The sequence below is a fragment of the Patescibacteria group bacterium genome, assembly GCA_028716665.1.
GTDB lineage: Bacteria > Patescibacteriota > Patescibacteriia > UBA2591 > JAQUPP01 > JAQUPP01.
Genome location: JAQUPP010000002.1, coordinates 49,857 through 74,670 on the forward strand (window position 1 = coordinate 49,857; position 24,814 = coordinate 74,670).

At 35.9% G+C, this 24,814-nt stretch carries 22 protein-coding genes and 2 tRNA genes; 22 read left to right on the top strand and 2 right to left on the bottom strand.

Going from position 1 to position 24,814, the window contains the following annotated elements:
- The first annotated feature begins 24 nt into the window (after positions 1-24).
- The 3 genes from PHF10_03275 (at position 25) to lgt (ending at position 2,951) form a co-directional block, all read left to right on the top strand.
- A complete protein-coding gene (locus PHF10_03275) occupies positions 25-1,002 on the top strand; it encodes a hypothetical protein (GenBank protein MDD5534746.1) in 978 nt (325 codons plus the stop codon).
- A 77-nt stretch (positions 1,003-1,079) separates the two neighbouring features.
- Positions 1,080-2,135 (top strand): thioredoxin domain-containing protein, encoded by a 1,056-nt coding sequence (locus tag PHF10_03280; protein ID MDD5534747.1) that lies wholly within the window; start codon positions 1,080-1,082, stop codon positions 2,133-2,135.
- Between the two features lie 3 nt (positions 2,136-2,138).
- Complete coding sequence (lgt, locus tag PHF10_03285) at positions 2,139-2,951, top strand: prolipoprotein diacylglyceryl transferase (GenBank protein MDD5534748.1); 813 nt, start codon at positions 2,139-2,141, stop codon at positions 2,949-2,951.
- 369 nt (positions 2,952-3,320) lie between these two features.
- On the opposite strand, the gene PHF10_03290 is transcribed toward lgt, so the two are convergent.
- A complete protein-coding gene (locus PHF10_03290; GenBank protein ID MDD5534749.1) occupies positions 3,321-3,938 on the bottom strand; it encodes a ComF family protein in 618 nt (205 codons plus the stop codon).
- 195 nt (positions 3,939-4,133) lie between these two features.
- Between PHF10_03290 and pilM the strand changes: the two genes are divergently transcribed.
- The 9 genes from pilM to mutM all read left to right on the top strand — a co-directional run bounded on the left by pilM (position 4,134) and on the right by mutM (position 12,540).
- Positions 4,134-5,177, top strand: a complete 1,044-nt coding sequence (gene pilM, locus PHF10_03295; protein ID MDD5534750.1) for a type IV pilus assembly protein PilM — start codon at positions 4,134-4,136, stop codon at positions 5,175-5,177.
- A gap of 160 nt (positions 5,178-5,337) precedes the next feature.
- Complete coding sequence (locus tag PHF10_03300) at positions 5,338-6,309, top strand: hypothetical protein (protein ID MDD5534751.1); 972 nt, start codon at positions 5,338-5,340, stop codon at positions 6,307-6,309.
- Between the two features lie 2 nt (positions 6,310-6,311).
- Positions 6,312-6,872: a type 4a pilus biogenesis protein PilO gene (pilO, locus tag PHF10_03305; protein MDD5534752.1), complete on the top strand. Its 561-nt coding sequence runs from the start codon at positions 6,312-6,314 to the stop codon at positions 6,870-6,872.
- 9 nt (positions 6,873-6,881) lie between these two features.
- Positions 6,882-7,190 (top strand): hypothetical protein, encoded by a 309-nt coding sequence (locus PHF10_03310; protein ID MDD5534753.1) that lies wholly within the window; start codon positions 6,882-6,884, stop codon positions 7,188-7,190.
- Positions 7,191-7,238: 48 nt separating this feature from the next.
- Positions 7,239-8,984 (top strand): GspE/PulE family protein, encoded by a 1,746-nt coding sequence (locus PHF10_03315; protein MDD5534754.1) that lies wholly within the window; start codon positions 7,239-7,241, stop codon positions 8,982-8,984.
- A 49-nt stretch (positions 8,985-9,033) separates the two neighbouring features.
- Positions 9,034-10,110, top strand: coding sequence for an ATPase, T2SS/T4P/T4SS family (locus PHF10_03320; GenBank protein ID MDD5534755.1), 1,077 nt, complete (start codon positions 9,034-9,036; stop codon positions 10,108-10,110).
- A 94-nt stretch (positions 10,111-10,204) separates the two neighbouring features.
- A complete protein-coding gene (locus PHF10_03325; GenBank protein ID MDD5534756.1) occupies positions 10,205-11,422 on the top strand; it encodes a type II secretion system F family protein in 1,218 nt (405 codons plus the stop codon).
- 59 nt (positions 11,423-11,481) lie between these two features.
- Positions 11,482-11,555, top strand: a tRNA-Val gene (locus PHF10_03330).
- Positions 11,556-11,703: 148 nt separating this feature from the next.
- Positions 11,704-12,540, top strand: a complete 837-nt coding sequence (gene mutM, locus PHF10_03335) for a bifunctional DNA-formamidopyrimidine glycosylase/DNA-(apurinic or apyrimidinic site) lyase (GenBank protein ID MDD5534757.1) — start codon at positions 11,704-11,706, stop codon at positions 12,538-12,540.
- Between the two features lie 114 nt (positions 12,541-12,654).
- On the opposite strand, the gene PHF10_03340 is transcribed toward mutM, so the two are convergent.
- A tRNA-Pro gene (locus tag PHF10_03340) sits at positions 12,655-12,726 on the bottom strand.
- 84 nt (positions 12,727-12,810) lie between these two features.
- Here PHF10_03340 and PHF10_03345 point away from each other — a divergent pair.
- From PHF10_03345 to ruvX, 10 genes are all read left to right on the top strand, one after another.
- A complete protein-coding gene (locus PHF10_03345) occupies positions 12,811-14,076 on the top strand; it encodes a replication-associated recombination protein A (protein MDD5534758.1) in 1,266 nt (421 codons plus the stop codon).
- Between the two features lie 6 nt (positions 14,077-14,082).
- Entirely contained in the window at positions 14,083-15,231 is a 1,149-nt protein-coding gene (locus PHF10_03350; GenBank protein MDD5534759.1) for an MFS transporter, read from the top strand.
- Positions 15,228-15,773, top strand: a complete 546-nt coding sequence (locus PHF10_03355; GenBank protein ID MDD5534760.1) for an epoxyqueuosine reductase QueH — start codon at positions 15,228-15,230, stop codon at positions 15,771-15,773. The genes PHF10_03350 and PHF10_03355 overlap by 4 nt, the downstream gene beginning before the upstream one ends.
- A 240-nt stretch (positions 15,774-16,013) precedes the next feature.
- Entirely contained in the window at positions 16,014-16,364 is a 351-nt protein-coding gene (locus tag PHF10_03360) for a hypothetical protein (protein ID MDD5534761.1), read from the top strand.
- Between the two features lie 6 nt (positions 16,365-16,370).
- A complete protein-coding gene (locus tag PHF10_03365) occupies positions 16,371-17,069 on the top strand; it encodes a hypothetical protein (GenBank protein MDD5534762.1) in 699 nt (232 codons plus the stop codon).
- The gene (locus tag PHF10_03370; GenBank protein ID MDD5534763.1) at positions 17,027-18,331 is read left to right on the top strand and encodes a S1C family serine protease; all 1,305 of its coding nucleotides are present in this window, start codon (positions 17,027-17,029) and stop codon (positions 18,329-18,331) included. Before PHF10_03365 ends, PHF10_03370 begins: the two co-directional genes overlap by 43 nt.
- A gap of 178 nt (positions 18,332-18,509) precedes the next feature.
- A complete protein-coding gene (locus tag PHF10_03375; GenBank protein ID MDD5534764.1) occupies positions 18,510-19,055 on the top strand; it encodes an RNA polymerase sigma factor in 546 nt (181 codons plus the stop codon).
- A 237-nt stretch (positions 19,056-19,292) separates the two neighbouring features.
- Positions 19,293-20,015: a DUF5667 domain-containing protein gene (locus PHF10_03380; protein MDD5534765.1), complete on the top strand. Its 723-nt coding sequence runs from the start codon at positions 19,293-19,295 to the stop codon at positions 20,013-20,015.
- A gap of 245 nt (positions 20,016-20,260) precedes the next feature.
- A complete protein-coding gene (locus PHF10_03385) occupies positions 20,261-24,025 on the top strand; it encodes a hypothetical protein (GenBank protein ID MDD5534766.1) in 3,765 nt (1,254 codons plus the stop codon).
- A gap of 248 nt (positions 24,026-24,273) precedes the next feature.
- Complete coding sequence (gene ruvX, locus PHF10_03390; protein MDD5534767.1) at positions 24,274-24,711, top strand: Holliday junction resolvase RuvX; 438 nt, start codon at positions 24,274-24,276, stop codon at positions 24,709-24,711.
- Positions 24,712-24,814 lie beyond the last annotated feature (103 nt).

The window sequence follows — 24,814 nt, forward strand, 5'->3', positions numbered from 1 at the left end:
TTTTTAAATTTATAATAAATTCAAATGTTTATAATTAAAAATTCAAAAAAATATATAATTTTTTTATTCTGCATTTTTATTTTTTCTTTTTGTATTCTAAATAAAGTTAATGCCGCCACTCTATATTTGGAGCCTAAAAGCGGCGAATACAAAATAGGCGACACCTTTATTATTGAAGCAAGACTCAATCTGGAAGCGAAAGAGAATATTAACGTTGTTGAAGCAAATTTAAAATATCCTCAAGATTTATTGGAAGTTGTTGATTTAAGTTTTGGCGATTCTCTTTTAACTATTATTCCTCAAAAACCGACGATTGATAAAGAAAAAGGAATTATTAATTTTGTCGGAGGCATCCCCGGCGGTTATTCAGGTCATATAGCCGGCGATCCGGGATTAAGCAATTCGCTTGTTAAAATGATTTTTAAAGTCCGGGAAATTACACCAGATCAATTAAGCGCGAATGGGCAACAAACAAAAATAGAAATAAATTTTTTGGACAATTCAGAATTATTGCTGAACGACGGAAAGGGCACATTACTGAAACCAATTATTCAGGGAACGAATTTAACGATTTTAGCTAATAATCAAGCTGTTATAAAAGACGAATGGTCTGAAATATTAAAAGAAGACAAAGCGCTTCCCGAACCGTTTACCGTAGAAATTAAACAAGATCCGTTAATTTTTAATAATAAATATTTTATTATTTTTTCCACCACTGACAAACAGTCCGGTCTTAAATATTATGAAATATCGGAAACACAAGATAAAAATCAAGAAAATTGGAACAAAGGAGAAAGTCCGTATTTATTGACTGATCAAAATTTAAACAGTATTATCAAGGTCAGAGCGGTTGATATGGCCGGAAACATGAGAACGGAAATTATTGTTCCTTCGCAGCCAACGAAAAAAACACATTCCTCTATTTTACTAATTATTTTATTGGTATTAATTATTTTTTGCTATCTTCTATTTTTTATCAATAAAAGAAATAGAAAAAGTTGATAAGTTAATATTGACATAAATTAAAGGATAAATTATCCTAATAGTATAATAATTAACTAATTTAATTTTTTTTATCTATGAAAAAAACAACGGAAAACATAACGGAAAATGCAACAGAAAATGCAACAGAAATAAAGCCAAAATTGAAAAAGAAAATAAATTGGGGTGCCGTGGTTTATTGGGCTATGGCTGTTATTTTAATCGCCTCGATTTTTACCAACGGCTTTAATGTTAAAAATTTCTTTTTTCAAACTCCGGCGCAAAAAGTTGCCGATCAGGCAATGAAGTTTATTAATGAAAATCTTTTGACGCCTGGCACTACCGCGTCTTTGGTTTCTTCCAGTATTGTTAAAGATAATGGCCTTTACAAAATAACCATTAAGGTCCAAGAACAAACTTTTGATTCTTATGTGACCGGTGATAATAAATTATTTTTTCCCGAAGCGATGGATGTAAAAACAATTATCGATCAAGCTAAAGCGGCTCAAGTGGAGACAACTAAAGCGGCAGAAATTCCTCAAACTGCGAATCCCGACATTACTTTATACGTAATGAGTTTTTGTCCGTATGGTAATCAAGCGGAGGACACAATAGCGCCGGTTATTAAATTGCTTAATGGAAAAGCGAATATTAAATTGGGATATGTGATTTATTCCGATTATGCCAAGAACAGCAGCGCCAAATGGGATGACTTTTGTTTGGATGAAGCCGAAAAATATTGTTCAATGCACGGCATCAGCGAGGTTAATCAAGATATCAGAGAAATTTGTGTTCAAAAATACGCTCCGGAAAAACTTTGGAATTTCGTTGATTTAGTCAACAAGGGTTCTGACCCTCAAACTGTTGAAGAAAAGTGGGAAGGTTTTGCAAAAACAGCCGGTATTGATGTCAAAAAAATAACAGCTTGTCAGAAAAGTGAAGCAGAGACTTTATTAGCTCAGGAAGTGACCATGAATCAGAAATACGGAATTGAAGGTTCTCCGACGCTTTTGATCAACGGTGTAATTTATCAAGGCGACAGAACCACGGAAGGATATAAGCAAGCGATTTGCAAATCATTTGCCACTCCTCCCGCAGAATGTCAGACTGTTTTGGAAAATACGACCGGAACAGCTGCCGGAAGTTGTCAATAAAATATGATTCTATCTTTTTTGCATAGTTTTGAACCCCAACCTGTTTTAAGGTTGGGGTTCTTAAATATTCATTGGTACGGCCTGCTGATGGTTTTGGCCGGTATTTTCGGTTTTTTATTGGTTTTAAAATTGGCTAAAAAATACGAAGTAAAAAAAGAAATTATTGAAGATATTGTTTTTTATTCAGTGATTTTTGGTCTGATCGGCGCGAGAATTTATCATATTTTTTGCGAACCCGATTATTATTTTCACAATCCCTCAGAAATGATTAAATTTTGGCACGGTGGTTTGGGTATTTACGGCGCTTTAATCAGCGGAGGAATTATTTTATATATATTTTCTAAAAAATATAAAAGACGCGGAGAGAATTTATCTTTTTTAATTTTGGCCGACCTGTTCGCACCGGCCTTGATTTTAGGGCAGGCGATCGGACGATGGGGGAATTGGTTTAATCAAGAACTTTACGGCTTGCCGACCAATTTATCCTGGGGTATTCCGATTTCTTTATCCAATCGTTTAATCGGGCTGGAATCATTTCAATATTTTCATCCGGTTTTTTTATACGAATCTGTTTGGAATTTTTTGATTTTTATTATTTTAATAATAATGATTACGCGGACCGTCGCGAGAAAACCGGGCGCTATTTTTGCTTTTTATTTAATCCTTTATTCCTTGGGCCGGTTTTTTATTGAGTTTTTAAGAGTTAACCCCCAGCCGATATTTTTAGATTTAAGATTGGCCCAGATAATGGCGATTTTAATGTTTATTATCGGTTTTATTATTTTAATAAAATCTCAAAAACGATTTAATAAATAATAAAAACCCCTACACATTGTGTAGGGGATGAAAATACTTCTGTGTTTGCAGAAATGAGGGCAACGGACGCTTGTCAGACGTCAACTCCCATATACCAAGGCGGCATGGTGGGTGCTAAAGCATCCCCATTAGTTTCTTGCGAAACTAACTTTCGTCTCTGCTCCGCCAATTTCTTTCTGCAGAAAATTAAGGCCTTAGAAGATAATAATAGCATTTTTTAGAAAAACGTCAAGAGGATTCTTCCACATTCTATAAAATGTCCAATAACTGTTAATCGTTTATCGGCATCGCCGCCCGTTTCGTTTATTGTTAGACGATACGGGTCGCGACAAACGATAACCGAAAAACGACAAGGGAGCGAAGCGACCATTAATCTCTCGCTAAAACAATAGCCCAGACTTCATTGGCCCCGGATTGGCGCAAAATTTTGGCTGCTTCAAATAAAGTCGCGCCGGTGGTAAAAACATCATCAATTAAAATGATGTTTTTATTTTTTATCTCAGCTTCGGAGAATTTTTTATCAATGGCAAAAGTATTTTTAACATTATTTTCCCGCTCCTCTTTGTTTAAATTGGTTTGAGATTTGGTATCTTTTATTTTTGTTAAAATTTCCATTATCGGCCAATTGAATTCTTTTGACAATTCTTCAGCCAATAATGAGGACTGATTATAGCCCCGTTGAGCCAATTTGCGCCGAGTAATCGGAACAGGAGTTAAAACAAAATTATTTTTTATAAAATGGGAAATGGAAATAGGGGATTTTTTAAGTCGCTTGATGATTAAAAAGGCCAGATTTTTAGCCAAAGGGAAAGAATAAGGCGCGTATTTAAAATTATGAATAGCTTTTTTAATCAGCGGTTGATTATAATTAACCGCGATAATAATGCCATCCAGATTAAAGCAGCATTTATAATGAGTTCTATTATCAATTGTTTTTTTATGGCAAACAGGGCAAGTTAATTCGTCTAAAACAGGGATATTCTCCAAGCAATTCTGGCAAATAAAACAATTGTCTTTTCCGCAATTTAAGCAATTAATAGGAAGAAATAATTTAAGGAAAAAGTCCTTGATTTTATTGATATTTGTTATCCACATTTTTCATTGTTATAAATGGTATTTTATAGTATAATGGCATTATAAGCTAAATAAAGTAGATAAGCAAATAAGTTGATAAGTAAATATATGAGTTTCTTTGGTTTTAGAAAAAAAGAAGGTTATTTAGGAATTGATTTGGGCTCTACCAGTATTAAACTGGTGGAACTTAAAAAGGAACAAGGGGTGCCAACCCTGATGACTTATGGTTATGCCGAGCGAGCCATGGGGGATATTATTAAAGGTGACCCGAATGAAGTTTTAAGACAAGTGGCCAATTTGCTCAAAAAAACATATAAAACAGCCGGCGTAACTTCTTATAAAGCAATAACCGCTTTGCCGAGTTTTTCCGTTTTTAATTCAGTCATTACTTTGCCGGTAATGAAAAAGCAAGAATTGGGAGATGCGGTTCATTGGGAAGCGAAAAAATTTATTCCCATGCCGATCGAAGACGTGATTTTGGATTGGCGGATTATTGATACCATTGCCGTTGATGCCCAAAGAAAAAATTATCGCATTCTTCTGACTGCCGCTTCAAGAAATTTGGTCAAACGTTATGTTGAAATATTTAAACAGGCGGATTTGCAATTACTTTCACTGGAGACCGAAGCTTTTGCTTTATCAAGAGTTTTAATCGGAAAATCTCAGTCAACTATTATGATTGTTGACACCAGTGCTTTGACTACTGATATTATTATTATTGAAAAAGGAGTGCCAACTTTAAATCGAAGCATAGATATCGGAGGCGTAACCATTACTCGCGCTATTGCCAATAGTTTGAATATTGATTTTAAAAGAGCTGAGCAATTCAAAAGAGACATAGGATTAAGCGGCGCTTCAAAAATTCCGGCTATTATAGAAAGTATTTTAAAACCGGTAATCGACGAAGTTATTTATTCATTAAAACTTTATCAAGGCCAATCCAATAAAACTGTGGAAAAAATTATTCTTTCCGGCGGTTCTGCTTATTTGCCAAATTTGGCCAATTATTTTTCACAAACACTCAATACTAAAGTAATAATCGGCGATCCCTGGGCGAGAGTGGCATATCCGGAAGAATTAAAGCCCGCCCTTGAAGAAGTGGCGCCGCGTTTTGCCGTAGCCATCGGCTTGGCATTAAGACAATTGGACTAAATAAATCAAAATTAAAAAATCAAAATTAAAAAATCAAAATGCAAAATGACAGTGTAAAATTTAAAATTAATAAAAGTCAAAACGGATTTTATAAATTTGATAATTTTACATTTTAATTTGTCATTTTAATCTTTGATATTTACATTTTACATTTTCTATTATGTCTATCAATTTACTTCCCGAAGAAATGAGGGAGGATGAAAAAATAAATAAAAAAACCGAAGAATCGGCGGAAATAAAATTTTCTCAGCCGATTAAAGAAAAAAATTCGGTTCCGCTAAAAACTGCCGAACCAAAAATCGGTTGGTTTAATTTTAAAAAACAATCAGCAGAGTCGAAAGAGTCGCCAATTTCCAATTTAAAAATAGTTGATACTTCGACTCCGTTCAGTATCAATCCTGAGCCCGCCGAACGGATTGAACCGGAAGTTTCTCAAAACGATAAAAAAGAGAAAATGTCTGAGTTGGCGGAGCTTCTTATTCAAGAAGAACCCAAAAAAGAATCTGAAAAAAAACCGGAAATCATTCGTCCTGTAGCCGATAAACCGCGGGATAAAAAATTTTTAACAGAAACTTCGCAAACTCCGGAGATTACTTTGATGCCCGGTCAAGAAATGATTATTCCAAGAATCGTGAAGGAAAAAATGCTGATTCTTTCCGCAACAATAATTGTTGTTATCACGGTTTTTTCTATTGTTTTATTATATACAAATTGGCATTTTGAACAATTAAGAGTTGAAAAGAGAAAACTCCAGGTTGACTCTCAACTTTGGGAGGCAAAAACTTATCCATTGTTAAAAGTCAGAAATGATGTTGCGTCTTTGGAGAAAAAAGCAATGAAAGTGGAAGAAATTTTAGCCAATCATGTTTATTGGACCCGATTTTTCAGCCTACTGGAAACTTACACCATTCCGGATGTTTATTTCGGTGATTTTTCCGCTGATACTAGCGGGGCAGTTCATTTATCGGCAACGGCCAAAGATTTAATTTCGGTGGCCCGACAAATTATTGTTTTTAATAATGCCACTGATTTTATTAAAAATGCTCAAGCTACAAATATCTCCAGAACTCCTTCGGGAATTGTTACTTTTTCCGTTGATTTAATTCTAGTTGATGGAGTTTTCAAACAATAAATATGGCAAAAATCATAGAAGAAAAAAAATTTGACGTTAAATGGTACCATATTATTTTGGTTAAATTTTGTTGGACGCTGATTATCTTTATTATTATTGCCGCCTTCTCATTTGAGTATTTTTTGATTATAAAACCGAAAGTTAATCAAACTACAAATGACGGACAATTTGATGTTGAAAATTATAAAACAATTGTTAAAGAACAAGAAGCATATTTTAATAAATTAACAGCATTGGAATCAAGGACGGAAAAAATCAGTGAAGACAGTTTAAAAAAATTAGATTATACGATTGCCGAAAAATCAGATTTGCCGAGTCTTTTAAATCAAATTGATATTATTTCCCGACAGACAGGAATGAAATTTACGGAATTTAGCGTTAAGTCAGATGAAGGAATCACTACGATAAATTTAAACTTTGATGAAGGTGACTATCAATCTTGTAAAGAATTTTTAGATTATTTGGAAAAAAATATAAGAATTATGGATGTGTCCCAGATTACCTTAAAAGATGCCGGAGCTTCCTTGAGCGTAATAATAAAAACTTATTCTTTAAACGACTAACTCAAAACAATGCCAAATGTTAATAAAAAAATGATTGGATTAATTATATTCTTGGTGCTTATTATTTTAGCGATAGGCTTTATTTTAATAAAATACGTTAAAGCCCCCAAGGTTTCCACGGGGGATTCTGTAGCAGGCAGGCCGCCATATTTATCCGCCTCTATTCCATCAGTGGACAAGATTGAAAATATTTTAGAAAATCCTAAATTTAAGGAAATGCGTTATATTCAGGCATTTTTTGAACCGGTTAAAGTGTCGGAAAAAGGCAAGGTCAATCCTTTTTTGCCTTTCCCTAAAAAAGAAATAAAACAGCCGTAATATTTACTGCAATTTTAATATTAAATTTTAAAATTTTCATTACCCGATATGCTTGATGGTCAAAATACAATTGTCAAATATCTTTTGGAACACGGAAAATTAACCAAAGATTATTATAATGAACTTTTAGCCGAAGCGGAAAAAACGCAAAGTGAACCCGACATAATTCTTGAACATAAGAAGATTATTTCCGAAGAAGATATAGCTTGGGCAAAAGGGCAGATTTTCGCTGTGCCTGTTGCCAATTTATACGGTCTGGTTATTGATCGAAAAATTTTGGAAATTTTACCCAAAGAAACAGCTGAAAATTATCATGTTGTATCTTTTGCCAAAGAGGGCGATATATTGAAAGTGGCCATGCTTGATCCGGGGGATTTTAAAGGCAGAGAAGCGATTGAATTTATTTCCCGTCAAAAAAATTTAAAAGTTGAATATTATGCTATCACTGTTTCCGGTTTTAAGAATATTTTAACCCAATATGGCGGACTCAGTGTTGAAGTGGAAGAAGCCGTTGGCGCAGCCGAAGATCGTTTCGCTCCGATTATCAAAGCCGGAAAATCCATTGCTGACATAGGACTTGAAGAAATTTCCAAAATGGCTCCAATCGCCAAACTGGTGGCTTCCATTTTAAAATACGCGGTTGATAACGACGCGTCTGATGTTCATATTGAACCATTGGGCGATCAAACCAGAATTCGTTACAGAATCGACGGTGTTTTAAGAGAAGTGGCGTTGTTGCCGGGACATCTTCATTCAGCAATTATTTCCCGCGTTAAGGTAATGGCAAACTTAAAATTGGATGAAACGCGTATTCCTCAAGACGGTCGTATCAGAGTTATAGTTTCAAAACGCCAAATAGATTTAAGAGTTTCAATCTTGCCGTTATTGGGACAAGAAAAAACAGTTATCAGAATTTTAGACCCCACCAAGAAAATTTTTGATTTGCAAGATTTGGGTTTTTGGGGGAGAGAGCTTGAAATAATCAATAAAAATTTACTCAGGCCACATGGCATGGTTTTGGCTACCGGTCCCACCGGTTCAGGTAAAACCACTACTCTTTATGCTATTTTAAAAGTTTTAAATCAGCCCGGAGTCAATGTTGTTACTTTGGAAGATCCGGTTGAATACGTTTTGAAAGGAGTCAATCAAAGTCAAATTCAACCTGATATAGGTTATACTTTTGCCACCGGTTTACGTTCGGTGGTCAGACAAGATCCTAATGTTATCATGGTCGGCGAAGTCCGCGATAATGAAACTGCCGAATTAGCCACTCATGCCGCTTTAACCGGTCATATTGTACTTTCTACTCTGCACACCAATGATGCTATTGGTGCCATACCTCGTTTGATTGATATGAAAATAGAACCATTTTTGGTTGCTTCTTCTTTGAATATAGTTTTGGCTCAACGATTAGTCAGAAAAATGTGTCCATATTGCGCTGAGCCGATTGTTCCTCCCGCCGGAGTGGAGAAAGATATAGAGAATGCCTTGAAAGACGTGGAGGATATAGATGTGGAAAAATTTAGAGATAAAAAAACAGGCCATCTCGCTATTTATCACAGCAAGGGCTGTACGCGATGCGGGCAAGAAGGTTATAAAGGCAGAATTGCTATTTTTGAAGCACTGGAAATTACTGATCAAATGAAAGATATTATTGTCAGGGGCTGTAAAATTGACGATGTAAAAGCTGAGTTTAAAAGACAAAAAATGATCAGTATGATTCAAGACGGTTATATTAAAACCTTAAAAGGGGAAACCACTATTGAAGAAGTTTTAAGAGTGGCAAGAGAGTAAAAATATAAAAATGGTTTTTAAGTTTTTAATTTTTTAAGTTTTTAAAACTATGTATACTCAAACAGAAATGATTTTAAATCGCATTTGCGTTTCCGCGGCCGAAAAAAAGGTTTCGGAAATTTATTTAATTAACGCGCAAATTCCTTTTATTAATCTTGACGGCAAGATACAGCCGTTGAACGGAGAAAATATTTTAGCCGCTTCTTTTATCAGTGATGTCATTTCCGCCGTTTTGGATAATAAAGAACAGAGCGAACTTCAAGAAAAAAAGCAGATTATAACCGTTAAGGAAATCGGCAAACTGGGATCAGTTCAGATTCATGTTTATTATCAAAAAAACACTCCGGCAATTTGTTTGAAATTATTGTCTCAGGAAGCTCTTGATATGGAAAAAATTGAATTGCCGAAAATGGTTCAAGATTTCACCAATTTATCAAAAGGAATTGTTTTTGTCGCCGGTCCTCATGATTCAGGAAGATTCAGCTTAGTGACTTCATTAATTGACAATATTAATAAAAATCAAAATAAATATATTGCCACTTTGGAAAAACCGATTAAATATAATTTAACCGGCATTAAAAGCATAATTGAACAAAGAGAAATTGGCCGCGATGTTTTATCTTTCAAAGAAGGATTAAATTTTATCAGAGAGAGAGGCCATGTTGATGTGGTAATGATTTCGCAAATTAAAAATGCCGAAATAATGGAAGAACTTTTCGCTTTGGCCGAGGCAGGTACTTTAATATTTGCCATTATGGATACGGGTTCGTCTATCCAGACAATTAAAAGAATACTTAATTTTTTCCCAACCAGCGAAGAAGAAAATATCAGATATTTTCTCAGTGAAAACTTAGCCGGTATTATTGCCACCAGACTTGTGCCTAAAATCGGCGGGGGAAGAATAAGAGCCCTTGAAGTTTTATCCGCTCTGCCTAGTATTAAAACCATTATCGCTGAAGGCAAGCTTCATCAATTATCAACTTTTTTGCAAACAGGGGAAGACACCAAATCGGTCTCCATGGATAGATACCTGGCTGATTTGGTGACCTCCAGTAAAATTTCGCTTGAAGACGCGATTAAAAATTGTGTTGACGAAGAAATGTTGAAATCATTATTAAGAAGATAAAAAACAGCTTCTTAGCTTGTAGCTTCTTAGCTTTTTAGGAGTTAAGAAGCATTGTCTAATAAGCTAAAAAGCTAATTCCTAAAAAGCTAATTTTATGTTATTCGAATACAAAGCTAAAAATTTAAAAGGGGAGACAGTTAAAGGAATTATTGATGCTTTGAATCAAGAAGCGGCAATGGAAGTTTTAACTTCTCGCGATCTTATTATTTTATCTCTCGCGGAGGGCGGTAAAATGTCCGTACTACACCGTCCTCTTAATTTAAGAATAAATTTATTTGGCGGCGTCAAACCGAAAGATTTGGTTTTTTTATCTCGTCAGCTTTCAACTATGGTCTCTGCCGGTTTACCGCTGGTAAAATGTTTGGAAATTTTGGTTAAACAAACAGAGGATTTGTATTTAAAGGGCGTGGTTGGATCGATCGCCGAAGATGTAAGAGGGGGAGTTAGGTTCTCTTCAGCTTTGGCTAAATACCCTAAAGTTTTTAATGATTTTTATATCAATATGGTTAGGGCGGGTGAAACAGCCGGCCGACTGGATGAAGTTTTGAATTATTTAGCGAACGAGCAAGAAAAAAATTTTGATTTAATCAATAAAATAAAAGGAGCGATGATTTATCCGCTCTTTGTTATTATAACTGTTATTGGCGTGATGGTTCTAATGATGTTGTTTGTTGTTCCTCAACTAACCAGCGTTTTAGCAGAATCAGGCACGCAATTACCTGCCTCTACAAAGTTTTTGATTGGTACCAGTAAATTTTTGCAACATTATACGATTTTATTTATACCGTTAATTATTGCTTTAATTATTTTTTTAAAATATTTTTTAAAAACTTCTAAAGGAAAAAATTTTTGGGATAAATTTATTTTAAAAGTTCCTGTTTTCGGTCTGCTTTTTAAAAATTTATACCTTGTTCGTTTTACTCGTTCTTTAAGCACTTTGCTGGTCGGAGGCATACCTTTAACCGCGGCTCTTAAAATAGTAGCCGAAGTAGTGGAAAATAATGTTTATAAAGATTTAATTTTCCAAACAATCAAAGACGTGGAAGAAGGACGATCTGTCAGCTCCACTCTTATAAAATCCGATCATATTCCAAAAATGGTGTCAAATTTATTGTCAGTAGGAGAAGAAACCGGTAAATTGGATGAAGTTTTGGGGAGATTGGCGGATTTTTATTCCCGTGAAGTGGAGAATATTTTATCAAGATTGGTTACTCTTCTTGAACCGATTATTATTATTTTCTTGGGCATAGTGGTTGGCGGAATGATGGCAGCTATTATCTTGCCAATGTACAAATTGGCGGGTTCATTCTAGGTGATTTTATCTGAATCGGGCGCATAGTTTAATGGTAAAAACAGCCCGCCCAAAATTTTGGGCGATTAGCTCAGTTGGTTAGAGCGCTATCCTCACACGATAGAGGTCTCAGGTTCGAATCCTGAATCGCCCATTTATCACCCAAAATTTTGGCGGGAGACCCCTTGTTAGGTTCGATTCCTAGTGCGCCCACCAAGTTCAGCTTCTTAGCTTTTTAGGATGAGAAACTATAACTTAATTACTAAGAAGCTAAAAAGCTAATTCCTAATAAGCTAATTTTTATGCCCGAACTACCGGAAGTTGAAACAATTAAAAATCAATTAGCCGATAAAATTATTGGTAAAAAAATAGCAAGAGTGGAAATTCGGCTGGCTAAATTAATTAAGGGCGTATCTGCCCTTGTTTTTAAAAATAAATTAAAAGGAGCGATTATTAAAGATGTTTCGCGCCGGGCAAAACTTTTGATTATTAAAATTTCAGGTGGTTATTCGTTGTTGATTCATTTAAAATTAACCGGACAATTGATATTCATGAAACATGGAACAGATAACATGGAACATCAAAAATATACACACCTTATTTATCATTTTTCGGATAAAAGCGCGCTGATTTATAATGATTTAAGGCAATTCGGCTATGTTAAATTGGTCAAAACAGTTGATTTGGAAAAAATATTTGAACAAGAAAAATACGGGCCGGAACCGTTAAAAAAAGATTTCACTCTGAAAAAATTTCAAGAAATTTTGTTGAAAAAATCAAGATTAAAAATCAAACCGCTGTTAATGGATCAATCTTTTATCGCCGGCATTGGTAATATTTACGCCCAAGAGGCTTGTTTTTGTGCCAAGATTTTACCAACCCGAGTAGTCAAAAGTTTATCTGATAAGGAAATAAAAAATTTATATCATTGTTTGATAAGTATTTTAAAACAAGCAATCAAAGATAAGGGCAGCTCGGTTGAAAATTATGTTGACGCGAGCGGAGAGAAAGGAAATTATGTTTCGCGACTTAAAGTTTATGGTCGTGAGAATCAAAAATGTTTCCGCTGCGTGAAGAAAATCAAGAGAATGACTTTGGCTGGCAGGGGAACATATTATTGTTCAAATTGTCAAAAATAACCCTGTATCACTAAAGGGTATAAGGGTCATCGTGAACCCTTCAGTGGTTCACGATAATATTGTTAAATAATAAAATAGAGTCCTTGTTTAGGACTCTATTTTATTATTTAAAAATCGGGCTGGAGGGAGTCGAACCCTCTGTTTCTTGGTCCCGAACCAAGCGTGGTACCGGTCCACTACAGCCCGATAATTAAATTAATTATAACCTAAATTTATAAATTGTAAACTGTAAGTTTGGACAAAAACTTAAAATATGCTAAAATAATAGTCATGTTAGAAGAAGATATCACATTATTTTCCGAAACAAATGAAGGATTAAAACCTTTGGCTGAACGAATGAGGCCTAAAACATTGGACGATTTGGTCGGCCAAGAAGATTTAATCGGTCCGGAAAAAATTTTACGGCGATTAATCGAGCAAGACGAGGTTCCTTCAATGATTTTTTGGGGCCCGCCCGGTTCTGGTAAAACTACCTTGGCCGGTGTTATTGCTTTGACCACTGGCGCGGATTTTATTCAGTATTCAGCCGTGGAGCAAAAGACCGCTGACATCAGAAAAGTTTTGGAAAAAGCCAGAGTGGCGAAAAGATCTTGCGGAAAAAAGACGATTTTATTTGTTGATGAAATCCATCGTTTTAATAAAGCCCAGCAGGCGATTTTTTTGCCTTTTGTTGAATCCGGAGAAATTATTTTAATTGGCGCGACAACTGAAAATCCTTCTTTTGAAGTTATTTCACCGCTTCTGTCACGCTGTCGGGTTTTTATTTTTAATCCGCTTTCGCCGGAAAATATCGGCTTGATTATTAAGAGAGCGCTTTCGGATAAAAAAAGGGGATTGGGAAAATTAAAAATAAAAATCGCCAAACCGGCCCTGGATTTATTGATCCAATCTTCAAACGGTGACGCCCGCAATCCTTTAAACGCTTTGGAAAGCGCGGCCAGAATTTCCGTTTCAGATTCTGACAAAGTTCATCATCTCAGTCTGTCTATTATAGAACAAGCCTTGCAATATAAAGCTTTATCTTATGACAAAGCCGGCGACGAGCATTATAATGTTATTTCCGCTTTTATAAAATCAATGCGCGGTTCTGATCCGGACGCGGCTTTATATTGGCTGGCCCGAATGCTTGAAGCAGGGGAAGATCCGAAGTTTATTGCCCGGAGAATGGTAATTTTTGCTTCCGAAGATATTACCAATCGCGACCCAATGGCGCTTTTAATCGCCATTGCCGCGTTTAAAGCAGTTGAAATTATCGGTTTGCCGGAAGCACAAATTAACTTAGCTCAAGCAGTCACTTATTTGGCTACGGCTCCGAAATCCAATGCTTCTTATAAAGGGCTTTTGGCTGCCAAAGAAGATGTCCAGAAAACTTTAAATTTACCGGTGCCGCTTCATTTAAGAAACGCTCCAACTCAATTAATGAAAAAAATCGGTTATGGAAAGGGTTATGAATATTCGCATAATTTCCCGAATTCCAAACAAGAATATCTGCCCAAAGAATTAAAAGGACGAAAATATTACGAATTAAAAAAATAAATGGTTATGTTTAAATTTTTTCGTTTTAATTTTTCCAAAGATTTTAAAGCACTCTGTTTTTATAACATGATTGCTTCATTGGCAGACGGCATGGTCGGCTTATTTTTGCCGATTTTTTTATTTGAAAAATTCGGAAATTCAATTCATTGGGTAATTATTTTTTATGTCATCGGTTATGGTCTTTATGGCATTTTGTCGCCAATCGGCGCGATGTGGATGTCAAAAATCGGATTGAAAAAATCAATCATTATCGCCAGATTTTTTATCATACCTTTTTATCTCTGTCTTTATTTTTTCAGCAATAATCCTTTGATTTTTGCCATTTTAGCCAACATTGTTTTGCTTGCCTTTCGCTTGTTTTATTGGGTGCCTTATCATGTTGATTTCGTTAAATTTACCGACGGCAAAAGTCGTGGCAAGCAGATGGCGTATTTGACGGTTTTGGGTTATTTAATCAGTATCGGCGCGCCTCTGGTGGCCGGAGTTTTATTAAGTAAAAACAGTTTTGAAACTCTTTTCATGATAACGATGATTATCTTAACCATTGCTATCATTCCCTTATTTAAAATAAGCGAAACCAAAGCGCGATTTGAATATTCTTACTTTGGTTCTTGGAAAGAGCTTTTTAAAAAGAGCCGCCGTCATACCATGGTTGCATATATGGCTGACGGAGCTCAGGATTTGGTGGGCATAGTGATTTGGCCGATTTTTATTTATCAAATTTTGGAAAAACAATATCTGGCCGTGGGTGCGATTACCGCTCTGATCATTATCGGCACTGTGGTTCTTCAAATTTTTGTCGGAGAATATACTGACAAATTTCCCAAAAAGAAAATGGTTAGAACCGGTTCAATGCTTTACGCTTTAGGGTGGTTTTTAAAAGCATTTGCCGGCACTACTTTTCAAATTTTCGTAGTCGGCGCTTTTCATAATTTCACGAGTATTATTTTTCGTACTCCTTTTGACGCGCTTTATTATGAACGATCCGCTGATCACGGATCTTATATTGACGAATACACGGTCTTGAAAGAAATGAGCATAGGTATTGGAAGGATTTTAATGGGTATTGTTTTGGTATTTTTAGTCAGTATGGTCAGTCTGAAATTCGCTTTTCCGATTGCCGCCTTAATCAGTCTATTCGTTAATTTATTATGAACAAATTACTGCTTCATATTTGCTGCGCCAATTGCGCCACGGTTCCGATTGAATTATTGCAAGGCCAATTTGACTTAACTTTATTTTGGTATAATCCAAACATCCAATCATTGGAAGAATATGAAAAACGTTTGGCTGAAGTCAGGAAATTGGTTGCCATATATAAAGTGGATTTATTGGAAGAATTTTATGAAAATGAAAAATGGCAGGAAGCTATCAAAGGGAAAGAGAACGAGAAAGAAGGGGGAGAGCGGTGCCAAATTTGTTTTAAAATGCGCTTGGAAAAAACAGCCCAAATTGCTCAAAGATGCGATATTCCTTATTTTGCCACAAGCTTGACGGTTGGCCCTTCAAAAAACGCCGTAAAAATCAATCAGATCGGCGTGGAATTAGCCAAGCAATATAATTTGAAATTTTTTGAAGCTGATTTTAAAAAGAACGATGGTTTTAAAAGAAGCTTGGAATTAAGTAAAGAATATAATTTTTACAGGCAGAATTATTGCGGGTGTGCCTTTTCCGTTAAAAATAGAATCGACAAGTAAGATAGAAAATGCTAATATGAATGTATAAAGTGAGTCCCTTTCATGAGAATTATAAATTTTAGATTAACGAATTAACGAGTTCACGAGTTTCCGCCAAAGGCGGATTAGTCTCGGGCTGAAAAATTAATTCGTTAATCCGTTAACTCGTTAATAAATAATAAAATAATTTAGATAGTGTGTTGTATTTGAGTTTATATCATTTTCTAAATTCTAGATTCTAAATTCTATATTCTAATTTTTATGAATGCGGAAAAATGGGAAAATTTAATTTATAAAGTGGAAGAGAAATTTGGTATTGATAAACGATACGAAGAAGAATTTACTGTGGCGGAAACTTCAACCGGAGAAATAATTTTAGGTAAAAGAGAATCAGTTGAATTTAAAAGTCCTTTGGGCCGGATCAAACTGGAAAAAATTTCTCGTCCAAAAGTAATTGATAAAAAAGTGCTTCATACCAAAAGAATCGGCAGTAAATCTGCCATTGATTTCATTTATTCCGAGACCGAGCAAACTTCTCAGCTTAAAATTTTTAAAACTAATTCAAATAATGAATGGGAAGAAATTAATCCGGAAAGCATGGGTTTTAACTAATTGATTATGAATTTTAAATTTTATCTTTATTTGCCGCTTTTTGTTATTTCGGTCTTGGCGGCCATACTTTATCATCCGACCGCTTTAAAAACCGTTATTGGTTATGGTTTAATTTTGATTTCCGCTCTCGTGGCAGGATTTTTTTTAATTAAAGATTATTTTAAAACTCATTGGCCATTTTTTATTCAGCTGATTTTAATGATTTCCGGGGCTTTAATATTATTCCTTTTTTTAACCAATTCGGTCCTGCGATTTATTTTTATTTTTATCACCGCCGCTATTTTTAATTATTTTATTATAAATATTTATCGGTTATTTTATCGGCCACGACTTTATCATCCCCATACTTTAAAAAAATCAGCCGCCTGGTTTAATTTTTTTATCACTTATTGTTTTTTGGTCGGTTTAGGCGCTAATTTTGGTCAAAATCCGTTGGGATATAAACTATATTTAACGGCGATTATGGTTTTCTTTCTGTTATTTTGGCTAAAGTTTTATTTTTTTTGGATTAATTCTCAAGATTTATCAAAAGATACAATGATATTTTTGGGCGTTATCAGTTTAATTTTAAGTGAGATTTATTTGGCGATTAATTTCTTGCCGCTCACGTTTTATTTAAATGCCTTGATCATTTCAATTTTATTCAGTATAATTATTAATCTATGGGTAAAGAAAAACAAAGAATCGTCGTTGTTGACGAAATAGACACAAAAGAATCAGTTGATGTAAAAAAAAGCATGAGAGATGAAATAAAAAAAGAACGTCAGGAAGAGTTAAAAGATGGCGTGCAGAAATTTTATAATGACCAATCTTTTAATAATTTCCAAAAACCGTTGACCGCTCCTCGGGGTTGGGTATGGTTGGCTGTTATTTTGGCCATAATTTTCGGTTTGGCTTCCGGCATTGGCGGCAGCCTTTTTATTTTAACCCGCCAGACAATTAAAATTCCATTTTTACAAGAAATAAGTTTGACTAAGTATTTTCCCACCCATGAAGTAACCTTGGTTACTGAAAAAAAAGTCACCGTCACCAGTGATGCCAGAGCCGTTTCTTTGGTTAATGATTTGTCTTTAAAAATGGTCAGGATTTTTTCAGCTAAAGAGACCTCAACTAAGACAAAATTGTCGTTTTTAGATCAAATTTACGCGCCTTGGCAAGTTAAATCGCTCGGCTTGATTGTTACCAGTGATGGTTGGCTGGCCAGCGGAGGAGATTTTGACGTAAAACAAAAATATGTAGCCGTTGATGCTGAAAATAAAGTTTATCCTGTCGAAGAAATTTTAAAAGATTCTATAACCGGCATAAATTTTATAAAAATTACCGCCCAAAATTTGGGAGTGGTGAAATTTGCTTTAGCCGAGGAAGTTAAAGCAGGGGAACAGGTTATTGTTTGGGATAAATTCAATAAAATTAATTTTACGGAAATCAGCAATCCGCGTTTTAAAAATATCAACAAAACAGACGACTTGGTTCATTCCACTGATAAATTTGACGACTATATATTATTGGATTCTCAAATTTCTCCAAGTCTTTTTCCCAGTGGAATGGTTTTCGGATTGGATGGCGCCGAAGTCGGACTGATATCTCAGGAGAAAATTATTCCTTCTTGGCAATTTAAAACTCTGATTGATCAAGTTTTAAAGGATAAGAAAATCAAACGTCCTTATTTGGGTGTTGATTATTTGCGCATAGAAGAAGCACCGGGCATTTCCAGCTCTCTCTTTAAGGATTTGACTAATGGAGCAATTGTTTTTGGTTTGCCGATTGTTTCCAGTCCGGCCCAAAAAGCAGGCCTTAATAATGCCGATATTATCGTCAAAGTAGACGGAATAAGCTTAAATAAAGACCAGGATTTGACTTATCTGATTCAACAGAAAAATCCGGGCGATATAGTGGAATTGACGGTTTTGCGCGCCGGAGAGGAAAAAATCATCAAAGCGACGTTATCTCAACAGTCTAGTCTGTAAAATAATAAAAAATTAGGGGCCTGCCCCCACACCAAACTCAAAATAAGACTTTTATTATAAAGAGGTATGAAAGCGAAGCGGCTTTGCGCCTTTTATACCTTCTTATTCGTAAGATTAACGATAAGTTTGGTGTGGGGGCTTGCTTTTTTTGTCATTTTTGCTAGTATTTTGATACATTATGTTAAGGATAACCGAAAAAATCCTCATTCATCAGGTCAAAAGCGGCAGGGAATTCGCTTTTACTAAGTTTTATGAATTATACCGGGATAAAATCTACCGTTTTATTTATTTTAAGGTATCCGATGAAGAAAAGGCGAACGACCTGACCAATGAAACTTTTCTTAAAATTTTTAATTACTTGAAAGAAGAAGGCGAGATTGAAAATTTCCAAGCCTTTCTTTTTAAAATCGCCAGAAATTTAATTATTGATTTTTATCGGACCAGACAAAATGATCTCTCACTTGACGAGGCGATTGAAATTGCCGCGCCGCAAGAAACGGAAAAACAATTGGATCAAAAAATGGCCATTGATAACATTAAAAAATATTTATCTTTATTAAAACCGGAATATCGGGAAGTGGTTGAGTTTCATTTTTTTCAAGGACTTTCTTTCAAGGAAACTTCAGAAATTATTGGCGAGAAGGAAAGTAATGTCAGACAAAGAGTGCATCGGGGATTGGATAAATTAAAAGAAATTTTAAAAGATAAGGAAGAGGCGAAATAGTCCTTCGACAAGGCTCAGGATTAAGTCCCTTTAAGGGGTGTCACAAATCCCCGGATTTTACGTCATATATAGTGTAATTATAAAACTATGGAACTCAAAGATTTAATCCAAAATTATAACGAGATTAAGCCTTCTAGGACTATGGCGAAGGAAAGCAAAAAAATGCTTTTATCTTACTATAAGGAAACTTTTCCTAGTCAAAACCAAGTATTTTACTTTAGACCAGCAGCTGTGAGTGTGCTGGTTTTATTATTTATTTTTATCACCGGATTCGGTACTGTTTTTGCCGCCAAAAACACTATTCCCGGTGATTTATTATATCCGGTAAAACGCGCTTCAGAGAAGGTGCGTATGGCCTTAATCCTTGATAAGTCTCAAAAAACCGTTTTAAAAGCGGAAATTTTGGCCAATCGTTTGTCCGAAGCCAGAACTATAGCTGATAAAATAGAGAAGGGTGCGACGGCCACGCCTGAACTCAATAAATTGGTGGCGAATTTCAACAGCGATTTGAAAATTTTAAAAAATGAAATCAGCGCTCAAAATCCGGTCAGTGATAATGTGGAAAATTTGATTGCTGACGAAGGCGCTTTGCCGATTGAAGACGGGCAAGAAATATTTAAAGTTCTTCAATCAGATGATTTGAAAAAACTTTTGGAAGAAACAAAAAATTCTTTGCAAGAAAATAATTTAGTCACGGCTTTGGAAAAAATTAACAACGCGGAAAAAATAACTCAAAATTCTTCTCAGAATAATATAGTTCCTGATCAAGCCACTTCCACTCCGTCGCAAATTCCTGCTGAACAAAAAATCAATACATCACCGATTATCAAAAATGCCGGCGGATCTTTGGGCAGCTTGAATAAAATATCAGTTCCAAAATCTGAACAAAAAGCGGATTTCGGAATCGATGTTGAAAGAACGGGAAAAGTTAAAGTTACGCCGATGATTCGCGAAAAATAAAAAAATAATTAGAACATTAATAAACTTAAATAAAATATCCCTCAACTGATTTTTAAGACGTCGAAATCTTGGATCAGTTGATCCCTGCCCAAAAGGCGGGAATTAAAAAGGTCGAGTCTTTTTTCTAAAACTAAAATTTTAGAGAATATGACGGGATATTATCTAAAATAAGTAGTTGAAGGATTGATACTTTTTAATATTTAATCCGAAATCGCTGCTTATTAATTAACGAGGTTTAAATTAAAATGAATAAACTTAAAAAAGCTATTGCAATCGGGACAACCGTAATGACAATCCTTTGGTCCATAGGCATAGCCGGTATACTCCCAGTCAATGCTACTACTTATATCGCTGATGGCGATTTAGTAAAGGCTGCTGGTAGCTCCGCTGTCTATTATATCCAAGGTGCGACAAAACGCGTCTTCCCACATGCCAATGTCTATCTTTCTTGGGGATATGCAGCTGACTTCTCCGGCGTTAAAACAGTTAGCGCTTCAGAATTATCTGCTTATACCGATGGAAATTCCATGCCTTTCCGCGACGGATCACTCTTCCGCGGTGTTGGTACTGGATTACAAGGTTATGCCAAGGAAGCCGTTTACTATATTGAAGATTCTAAATTAAGACCGGTACAATCAGAACAGATTTATCAGGCCTTATTTAAAGACGCTTTATGGTCAAAGGTTACCTGGGTACCTGACGATTTACTTACTAAATTCACTTATCCATTAGGAACAATGATTACAACTTCTTCAACTCACCCAAATGGAAGTATTCTTCAATACACTGGGACAACCCAGAAGTATATAATTACTGATGGTACAAAACGCGCCATTTCTGACGCCGCTTTTGTTGCCAATCGCTATTTAGCAAACAATGTTATAACTGTCAGCACTGACGAAGCTTATGCTGATGGTTCTACCATTACTGGCGTTGAAGCCGGTTTACTCACTCCTGGTTGGACAGGAGTAACGGGTGTAACCTCTGCTTTAACAGCTAGCTTAGCTAGCGATAATCAAGTTTCAGCCACCCTTCCAATGGGATCCAGCAATGTTTTCTTATTGAAAACAAAATTAACCGCTGGTACGACTGAAGCTACTATCACCGGTTTAACTTTTAAAAGATCAGGCGTTGGCGCAACTGCTGACTGGTCCGGTCTTTATTTATATGAAGGTGATACCAGATTGACTACTGCCAGAACTTTGAGCACTGATACTCAAACTGTAGAATTTACCGCTCTCAGCATTGCTGTCGCGGCCAATTCTTCAAAGCTTATTACCTTACGCGGTGATGTTTATTGCACTGCAGGTTGTGCTCTTCATGCTACCGCTTCTGACCAACACGTCTTTAGCTTAACTAGCATGGAAACAACTGCCACTGTCACCGGTTTACCTGTTTCAGGTAATATGATGACTATTGGTAGCCAAACAATTGGTACAGCCACTGTCGCTGTTGGTACCACTCCTACTGATCCTTCAGTCGGAGCTTTAAATGCGGAAATTGCCAATTTTAAAGTCACCAATGGCTCCAATAACAATGATGTTACTGTTGACCAAGTGGTTTTAACATTTACTGGTACTGTTGCTCGTGGAGATTTATCCAACTTCAAACTTTATGAAGATGGCACAACTTCTCCAGTTTTAGCAACTGCTTCCAGTATCTCTTCCAATGATACTTTAACTTTGACTTTAACCACTCCATTTACCATTTTAAAAGGCCAAAATCGAAACTTTGCTTTAAAAGCTGACATTGTTGGCCGTGTTGCCGAAACCATTGAATTTTATATTGATGAAGATAGCCACCTTGTGGTTACCGACAAACAATATGGATTCGGTGCTAAAGCGACCAATAACTTTGCTAATGCCAATACTACAGCCTTAACTCTTAAGGGTGGAGCTATTACTTTAGCCGATAATGGTCCAGTCGCAGGCAATATTGGTAAAAATCAACAAGATGTGGTTTTAACCAAAGCCAGCCTTACGGCTAGTCGCGCTGTTGAAGTGAAAAAATTAGATGTTACTCTTTGTGCCGACCTTGGTACAGGAGTTACTTTTGATAACGCTGACGGCGAAGTTGCTGATTTAAGAATTAAGGATGCCGATACCGGCACAACCTTAATGTCTGGCACAGTCGATACCACAGAAATTGGTAATTGTACTGATGCTGATGCTGCTGACAACCCAATTACCTATACCTTAAGTGATGCATTTTTGCTCACTGCTGGTGTAGCAAGACATTTATCAGTTACAGTTGATTTAGCTGCTGATACTGCCAATCATATGACTACAGCTGGCTTGAAATTAAGAGCCAACTTAGATATGGTTCTCAGAGGCACAACTATTGAAACTGTTGAAATTAGAGAAACTGCGACCACTGACTATATTTATGAGTCTGATGTTGTTCCAACCAGCATTACTGGTGAAAATCAGACCGTCGTGGCTGCTTCTTTAACTCCTACTTTAGCTTCCACTCCGGTTAGCACCACCTTTGTTAAAGGTGCTGTAAATGTGCCTTCAATGGGCTTAATTTTAACCGCTTCTGAGGCAGCTACTGTTAACTTGAGGAGAATTAAAGTTCTCGTTTATGCTGAAGATGATTCTACTTTTGGCGCTGCTGATTATTTGGATCCTAAACTTTTAATAACCACTTTAGGGTTATATGAAGGGGATTCCACTACTCCTTTAGCCACTAGCAATATCAGCTATACTGCCGCTACTGATTATGGCACAGCTGATTTTACTAGCTTGAATGTAGATATTCTTAAGGGCACCAATAAAAAGTTTACCTTTAAGGCTAATTTGAAAGATACTCTTGCAGATACGGATACTGTTGATTATTATTATATTGGTGTGCTCGATCACGAAATTACTGCTTATGCTGACAGCAATCCATTAACTATCACTGGAGATATTAACACTGGTATTGCTCCTACTGTTTATATCACCGTGAATAATGGTGGTACGCTTACTATAGCGAAAGATGCTGCCAGCCCAGCTGATGATATCGTGATTGCAGGAACATCTAACGTAGTAATGTCTAAATTTAAATTCACTGCTACTAACGAAGATATCACGGTCAATAAACTTAGAGTTGACCTTGCTTCTTCAACGTATGCTCGCAGTCTTGTTAACGTAAAGATAGCCTATACAGGTGGAACTGGAACTCAAAGTTTCTCCGGCTCATATGCTACATTTGATAGCATGAACTGGTTAATCAAAAAGGGTACCTCCTCTGTTTTGACTGTCTCTGCTGATCTTAACACGATTGACGGTGGAGCCACCTCTGGCGACCCAATTGAACTCGGCATAGCTTGTGCGACAGCCGGCAATTGTTCAGCTCAAGGCGCATCCACATTTGGCGATGACGCCAATGAATTTATCGTTGCTGGCGTAGCTGGCGGTAATGTTGACGGAAATACTATGTATGTCCGAAAAACTAGACCGACAGTGACATTAGCAGCCAATAGCGTTGCTGCTGGCACCTTTATACCTGATGCTGTAACCGAAATTGGTAAATTTACTGTTACTTCTGACGTTGCCGCTGATTCTGAAATTGCCAAACTTCAATGGACACTTTCTACTAATGGTGCTGCTTGGAAGGCTGATTTAGCAAGTACTGATTTTACTGTAACGGATATTACTTCCAGCTCAAATGATGATTTGTCTGATAATACTGGTATAACCACAGCCTACACTACTAGTACTGGTGTATTCTCTATTAGTTGGGCTGATGCTTATCGACCAACGGTTTCTAACAGTCAACCAAGAACTTATTTGTTGAAAGTGGACACTTCCTCTTCTGATGGAAGTGGACTGGCAGTTGATAGCGGTATCACCGGTACAACAACTCTTCAGGCTTATATAAATACTGATGTAGTTGATGCTTCTGGTGCTGCGGCCGATTTTGTCTGGGATGATGATATTAATACCACATATGCCACTCTTAATGGTTATATGATTAAGAATATCGATCCTCTTTACAGCAATGTTAGAAGCTACAGAAATAACTAGTTGAAAATAACGTTTTGATCGGAGCGTTAAAACGATTCAAACAGGGGAAAACAATAAAAGTTTTCGCCCTGACGCAAGAGAGCCTCGTAAGAGGCTCTCTTGTTTTTATTGTATTTATTTAATAATTATTTAAATTAATTTACTAAACGTTTTTTAACGGCCGTGTCAAAACGTTTAGTAAATTATTAAAGCTATATAAACATAATAACAGGGTTGCTGTTACCATATTATTATGTTAAAATGTTAGAATGATTTTAGCTATTGATTACGGCAATCAGCATATTGGCTTGGCCATCGCTGACTCAAAAATGAAAATTGTTTTTCCTTATAAAGTTTTGGAATACTCTGAACCGCATAAGGTTCAGAGTCATGCACCCTATGTGGTGCATGATCAGGGATTTGAAAAATTATTGATTGAATTAAAGGAAATCATTAAAAAAGAAAAAATAGAAAAAATAATCGTCGGCCGGCCCATGGGCATGCAAAATAATCTGACCGATCAGACGAAAATCACTGACGAATTTGTTCAAAAATTAAAAAAGGCAATTGAATTGCCTATAGAAATTTTTGATGAAAGATTAACCAGTAAAATGGCCAAGAGCTTGTCGAAGGGCGGAGAAGGGAATATTCATTCCGGTTCAGCCATGATTATTTTACAAGATTACCTTGATAAATTAAAAATTTAAATATCAAAAATCAAAATGACATATCAAAATGTTAAAATTATTTATTACATTTTTAATTTTACATTGTCATTTTCCATTTTAATTTTTAATTTTTGAATTTAAT